6 protein-coding genes are annotated in these 6,247 nt (G+C 45.1%); all 6 read left to right on the plus strand.

Translation table 11 applies throughout. The features are described from left to right. The first annotated feature begins 93 nt into the window (after window positions 1-93). The 6 genes from E0D71_RS16705 to E0D71_RS16730 all read left to right on the plus strand — a co-directional run bounded on the left by E0D71_RS16705 (window position 94) and on the right by E0D71_RS16730 (window position 6,027). Window positions 94-1,770, plus strand: a complete 1,677-nt coding sequence (locus E0D71_RS16705; RefSeq protein WP_243712072.1) for a chloride channel protein — start codon at window positions 94-96, stop codon at window positions 1,768-1,770. A gap of 2 nt (window positions 1,771-1,772) precedes the next feature. Next, entirely contained in the window at window positions 1,773-2,195 is a 423-nt protein-coding gene (hemJ, locus tag E0D71_RS16710; RefSeq protein ID WP_133004457.1) for a protoporphyrinogen oxidase HemJ, read from the plus strand. A 27-nt stretch (window positions 2,196-2,222) separates the two neighbouring features. Further along, a complete protein-coding gene (hemL, locus tag E0D71_RS16715) occupies window positions 2,223-3,506 on the plus strand; it encodes a glutamate-1-semialdehyde 2,1-aminomutase (protein WP_133004458.1) in 1,284 nt (427 codons plus the stop codon). A gap of 29 nt (window positions 3,507-3,535) precedes the next feature. Continuing rightward, a complete protein-coding gene (gene pssA / locus E0D71_RS16720; protein ID WP_133004465.1) occupies window positions 3,536-4,315 on the plus strand; it encodes a CDP-diacylglycerol--serine O-phosphatidyltransferase in 780 nt (259 codons plus the stop codon). Between the two features lie 115 nt (window positions 4,316-4,430). Then, entirely contained in the window at window positions 4,431-5,420 is a 990-nt protein-coding gene (gene msrP / locus E0D71_RS16725; protein ID WP_133004459.1) for a protein-methionine-sulfoxide reductase catalytic subunit MsrP, read from the plus strand. Between the two features lies 1 nt (window position 5,421). Further along, window positions 5,422-6,027, plus strand: coding sequence for a protein-methionine-sulfoxide reductase heme-binding subunit MsrQ (locus E0D71_RS16730; RefSeq protein ID WP_243712074.1), 606 nt, complete (start codon window positions 5,422-5,424; stop codon window positions 6,025-6,027). Window positions 6,028-6,247: the final 220 nt, after the last annotated feature.

Below are 6,247 nucleotides of genomic sequence, written 5' to 3' on the forward strand. Positions count from 1 at the left end.
AGTTTTACTCTGTCGATAGGGAGGTCTGCTCTGAGTGAATTCAATTTAAAAGAAAAATGGCGACAGCAACGGCGCTCAAATGATGACTTATTGGTGCTGTCTTTATTGGGCGCGGTGTGCGGCTTGCTCAGTGCGTTAGTCATGGCACTGCTGTATTGGCTTATCATGTCGCTCAGTCATTTGTTTATGGCTGGCGGTAGCGAGGCGTTCGAGAGTCTGCCGATTGAATTGCGCGCGGTCATTCCTATTGTTGCCTGCTTTATATTAGCGGTTATTTTTACCTTGCTTCCCTCTAAACTTCGCAGTGTAGGGGTTCCCTATGTTGTAGAGCGGTTGAATTATCATCAAGGCATTCTTCCGGTGTTAAATGCCGTCGTGCAATTTTTTACCGTGGCAATTAGCTTGATCGGGGGCTTGTCTGTTGGTAAAGAGGGGCCAGCGGTTCATTTGGGGGCGACCTTTGGCAGTTATCTTGCGCAAAAAGGCCGTTTGCCTCAATACGGCGTTGAGACGTTAGTCGCTTGCGGTGTTGCAGGCGCCATTGCTGCCGCGTTTCAAACCCCTGTAGCAGGCGTTTTGTTTGCTTTTGAAGTGATTTTTATTGAATACCGTATGGGCATGGCGTTGCCGGTTTTGTTGTCTTCGGTTGTTGGTATGCTGGTGAGTGAATATTTACTTGGCAGCATTGAAATCTTTGATATTGATCATTTGTCTACGGCGCAGTTCACTCCTGACTTTTTTCTTGCTTGTCTTGCTCTGGTTGGCTTTATAGTGATATTGGCCTTTCTTTTTTTGAAAGTGCAAAAAATCTTGTGGCGAATCGGAAAAGTGTCTGTTTGGTGGCGTTTTTCTTTGGTTGCATTGGTCACTTCCATTGTGGCTATTTATTTACCAGAGGCGTTAGGTGGAGGGTACGACTCACTGCTTTCTTTACTGTCTGGTCAGGTCCTTGTTAGCTCTTTGTTGGTTATCATAGTCGTGAAAACGCTGCTTACTTCTGTGTCAATTGGATTGGGGATTCCCGGCGGCATGATTGGCCCTACTTTTGTGATTGGTGGGCTAGCTGGTGCGCAGGTGGCTTTTTTGTTTGATAGTGTGCTGTCCCATAATCATGAAATGGCCTTGTTCATTTTATTAGGCATGGCCGCTATGATGGCGGCTTGTTTTCAAGCGCCTCTCACGGCATTGATTGCCATGATTGAAATGACTCATACATCAGAAGTCATTGTTCCTGCGATGCTGGTTATTGTCTTATCGTGTTTGATCATGCGGCTCTTGTTTCGGCAGGACTCTGCGTTTGTGCAGCGCTTAGAATACGTCGGCTTATCTTCATCTGTGAGTCCTTTTCGCCGTTATTTACGACACCATACAGTCACCTCGGTTGCCGAGCCTGTGGTGGTGCTGCCGGCTCATGAGTCCATAGAACGACTAAAAGATCTTGGCTCAAGTGTGGTAGACTACGTGGCTTTTGAGTCGGACGGTAAGTGGATGTTGGCGCGTCGAGAAGCCGTGTTGAGTGCGTTGCAATCGATTCATTTTGGGCCTCCTCCATTTTTGGTTGTTGATGATGATCGTATTTTAATGGATTTAACAAAAGCGTTAGACTACACCCCATCAATGGTCATTCCTGAGCCCACTTCTTTAGAGAAAATGCTCTCTTGGTTTCAGACTTCGGGTCGAGCGGATGTATTGGTAGAAATTAAGCAAGGAGATAAAATGTGTTTAGTATCTCGTCGGCAGTTAGATCAATTTTTATTGAAGGATAATTAACTATGTTGTGGATAAAGGCGTTCCACGTGATTTCTTTGGTGTGTTGGTTTGCCGCACTTTTTTATCTTCCTAGGTTGTTTGTTTATCATGCAAGCAGCACGGATCAGGCGAGCATTGATCGTTTTAAAATTATGGAAAGAAAGCTTTATCGGGGCATTATGACGCCAGCCGCGATAGCCACCGTAGTTTTTGGTATTTGGTTAGTCTCATACAGTCCGTCTTATTATCTAAGCGCGGCTTGGTTTCATGCCAAAATCACCTTGGTTATTATTTTATTAGGTTACCATCATGCCTGTGGACGTTTGTTGAAAAAGTTCGCAGCAGGCCAAAATACCCGAGGGCATGTTTTTTATCGTTGGTTTAACGAATTCCCAGTCATCATACTCATCGCTATTGTTATTTTAGTGATTGTTAAGCCTTTTTAACTTTGATTTGTAGAGTCGAGATATATTATGAGTCGTTCAGAAGATTTGTACGCAAGAGCACAACACCGTATTCCTGGTGGCGTAAACTCCCCAGTAAGAGCATTTAATGGTGTCGGCGGGACTCCGGTATTTTTCCATCAAGGAAAGGGCGCTTACCTTTTTGATGAAGATAAAAAACGCTATATCGACTATGTTGGGTCTTGGGGGCCGATGATTCTTGGTCATTCTCATCCTGATGTATTAGACGCCGTACGTGAGCAATTGGATTTAGGCTTAAGCTTTGGTGCACCAACAGAAGTCGAAATCACCATGGCAGAAAAAGTCTGTGAGTTGGTTCCTTCGATGGACATGGTTCGCATGGTGAACTCTGGTACTGAAGCCACTATGAGTGCGATTCGACTGGCTCGTGGTTACACTGGACGTGATAAAATTGTCAAGTTTGAAGGTTGCTATCATGGCCATTCAGACTCCCTGTTAGTAAAAGCAGGCTCAGGTGCATTGACGTTGGGCGTGCCTAATTCTCCAGGTGTCCCTGCTGATCTGGCACAACATACTTTAACTTTGCAATACAATGATATTGAAGAAGTGAAGCAGTGTTTTGCCGAGTTGGGGGATCAAATTGCTTGTATTATTGTTGAGCCGATTGCTGGCAATATGAACTGTGTTCCACCGGTTACAGGATTCTTGGAAACGCTTCGAGAAGTGTGTGATGAATCAGGGGCTGTGCTTATTTTTGATGAGGTAATGACTGGCTTTCGAGTGGCGCTAGGTGGTGCTCAAGAACGCTTTTCTATTACGCCAGATTTAACCACGCTAGGAAAAATCATAGGGGCAGGTATGCCTGTTGGTGCTTTTGGTGGCAAACGAGAAATTATGTCGCACATTTCTCCTTTAGGCCCAGTCTATCAAGCGGGAACCTTGTCGGGTAATCCAGTTGCTATGGTGGCAGGTCTTGCGGTATTAAATAAAATCAGTGAGCCAGGTTTTCATCAGACGCTAGGCGAAAAAGCCAATCGTTTAGTTTCTGGCTTAAAAGCGGCGGCGGATGAGGTCGGTATTCCTTTTTGTGTGGTCAATGAAGGTGGCATGTTTGGCTTCTTCTTTACGGACGCAGAGAAAGTGACGCGCTTTGCGGATGTGCAAAAATGTGATGTTGAGCGTTTTGGGGCTTTTTTCCATCATATGTTGGAAGAAGGGGTATATTTTGCCCCAGCGGCGTTTGAGGCGGGCTTTATCTCTCAAGCACACACAGAAGAAGACATTGATTTTACTATTGAGGCTGCGAAACGTTCATTCGCAAAGTTACTATAATGAAGAAAAAGATTGAAAAGGTATTCGACATGCCCGTAGAAGAAACGGAAAAAAGTCCTATAGAAGGGGCTGAAGGGGAAATGGACGACACAGTAGACAGTGAGCAAAAGCAACCACACCGAGGTGTGTACTTGCTGCCTAATCTGTTTACAACGGCGGCTTTGTTTTCTGGTTTCTATTCTATTATTGCGGCAATGAACGGTGATTTTACCCATGCCGCTGTAGCGATCTTTATTTCGATGGTGTTTGACGGGCTAGACGGGCGAGTGGCTCGCTTAACTCGAACGCAAAGTGCGTTTGGTGCGGAATACGACTCGCTTGCTGACATGGTCTCTTTTGGTATTGCCCCTGCGCTGGTGGCTTTTACTTGGGCCTTGGCGCCATTAGGCAAAGTCGGTTGGATTGCGGCTTTCATTTATGCCGTAGGCGCGGCGTTACGATTAGCGCGCTTTAATACCATGATCGGCATCGAAGATAAACGTTACTTTACCGGATTACCAAGCCCTGCTGCGGCGGCCATTGTGGCAAGTGTTATTTGGGCCGCCAATGACAGCGGAGTGTCAGGAGAAAGCCTCGCGACCGTGATGGCGCTCTTGGTTCCGATTACTGGATTGTTGATGGTAAGTAATGTCAAATTCCGCAGCTTTAAAGATTTGGATGTAAAAGGACGCGTGCCTTTTGTTGTATTGCTTATTGCTGTGCTGGTTTTAGTCTTTGTTGCTTTAGAGCCAGCCATTGTTCTGATGGGCGTCTTTTGTCTGTATGGCCTTTGGGGCCTACTTGGTGTCGTGTCTGAACGGTTTCGCTAGTTTTTAATCTTTGTATCTAAAGGCCCAGTTTGTGCAACAAACTGGGCCTTTTTGCATTTTTAGGAACTAGTCCAAAGGAGGAGAGTCTATTTTTGATTATTAGAGGAGCCTAGCGATGTTGATTAAAAATAAAAAACGTTCTGATTGTTCTGAAGCAGAAGTCACCCCTGAATCCATTTATCTAAACCGCCGTCAATTTATGAAAGCCTCAGGCGGTATTGCGCTAGGTGTGAGTGCCAGTAATGTATTTGCTGCGTTACAAGGTGGGAACTCTCTACGTCCTCCCGCGCCCCTTAAAGAAGCCTTTGGTCAGATTATCCAAACCTCATACGGTAAAAGTGAGACACCTGCGCCTTATGATGTTGCCACAACCTACAATAACTTTTATGAATTTGGTTATGGAAAAGGGGACCCTGCTGAGCGAGCGGGGAACTTTAATACTCGACCTTGGACCATTACAGTAGAAGGCGAAGCTGAAAATACAGGTACCTTTGATCTAGACGACATCATCAAAACCTCTGCACTGGAAGAGCGGATTTATCGACACCGTTGTGTGGAGGCGTGGTCGATGGTTATCCCTTGGGTTGGAGTGTCACTTTCAGACGTTCTGAAGCGCTTTAAACCGACATCAAAAGCCAAGTATGTGTATTTTGAAACCCTTTATGACCCTAAACAAATGCCAGGACAAAATGGCGGGAGTTTAGACTGGCCGTATCGCGAGGGGTTAAGAATCGATGAAGCGATGAATTCCTTAGCGATGTTCACCGTCGGCATGTATGGAAGTATTTTGCCTAACCAAAATGGGGCGCCGGTAAGATTGGTTCTGCCCTGGAAATACGGATTTAAAGGAATTAAATCGATTGTTAAAATTCGCTTTGTTGAAAGCATGCCATTAACCACATGGAGTTCATTAGCACCCAGTGAGTATGGTTTTTACGCAAACGTGAACCCTAATGTAGATCACCCTCGTTGGTCTCAAGGTCAAGAGCGTCGTTTACCTGGCGGCTTATTATTCCCTAATGTGATCGATACACAAATGTTCAATGGCTATCAGGATGAGGTCGCTGATCTGTATTCTGGAATGGATTTGAAGAGGTTCTTTTAGCGTGTCTACTTTCTGGGATCGAAAAGAAAAGCCTATTGTCGCCATTGTGTTTACTTTGCCGTTTTTTTGGATGCTGGCTTCCTTGTTTATGGGGCGCTACTTTCCTGACCCCGGAAAGTTACTGATGCCATTAAGTGGCTCTTGGGCTGGGGTGGCTGTTGTCTCTGTTTTGGCTTTAACGCCACTGGCAAGAATAAAAGCGCTGAAGGTGTTATCTCGTTATCGTCGATTTGTGGGATTGACCGCTTTCTTTTATTCACTGTTGCACCTAGTTATTTATCTGGTGCTGTTTGCGGGATTAAGTTGGTCTTGGATTAGCTCGGATCTTATCGAGAAGCCTTATATTTACGCTGGTGTGCTGGCGCTTGTGATCTTCTTTTTATTGGCGATTACCAGTACCAAGAAAATGATGCGACGCCTAGGGAAAGATTGGAAAAAATTGCATCGCTTTATCTACCTTGCTGCTTTAGCGGTTATTGCGCATCTATGGTGGCAGGTGAAAAGTGATGTTTCGACGGCACTTTGGTTTTCGGTATTTTTGGTTCCTCTATTAGTGATGCGTTGGGAGCAATTTCCAGTGCTAAAACGTCTTTTCAAAAAAAACTAAGAAAGTGTTAAAAAGTGCTTGCGCTAATTTTTTCAGAATGTATTATACGCACCCACTGACACGGACAACGACGCAAACAAGAGTTTGCCACTTAGCTTACTAAGTAAGTCGACCGACACGTCAGACGCTCTTTAAAATAGATAATCAGATAATTTGTGTGGGCGCTCGCTGGAGTCTTCAGAAGATCATCGCCGTTCGGTTTACCGGAAGGTAGTTGATC

The organism is Marinomonas sp. KMM3893 (assembly GCF_004352855.1).
Taxonomy (GTDB): Bacteria; Pseudomonadota; Gammaproteobacteria; order Pseudomonadales; family Marinomonadaceae; genus Marinomonas; species Marinomonas arenicola.

Excerpts from the sequence above, each read along its gene's own strand:
- hemJ (WP_133004457.1), top strand. The coding sequence starts at position 1,773 with ATGTTGTGGATAAAGGCGTTCCACGTGATTTCTTTGGTGTGTTGGTTT.
- hemL (WP_133004458.1), top strand. The coding sequence starts at position 2,223 with ATGAGTCGTTCAGAAGATTTGTACGCAAGAGCACAACACCGTATTCCT.
- pssA (WP_133004465.1), top strand. The coding sequence starts at position 3,536 with ATGCCCGTAGAAGAAACGGAAAAAAGTCCTATAGAAGGGGCTGAAGGG.
- msrP (WP_133004459.1), top strand. The coding sequence starts at position 4,431 with ATGTTGATTAAAAATAAAAAACGTTCTGATTGTTCTGAAGCAGAAGTC.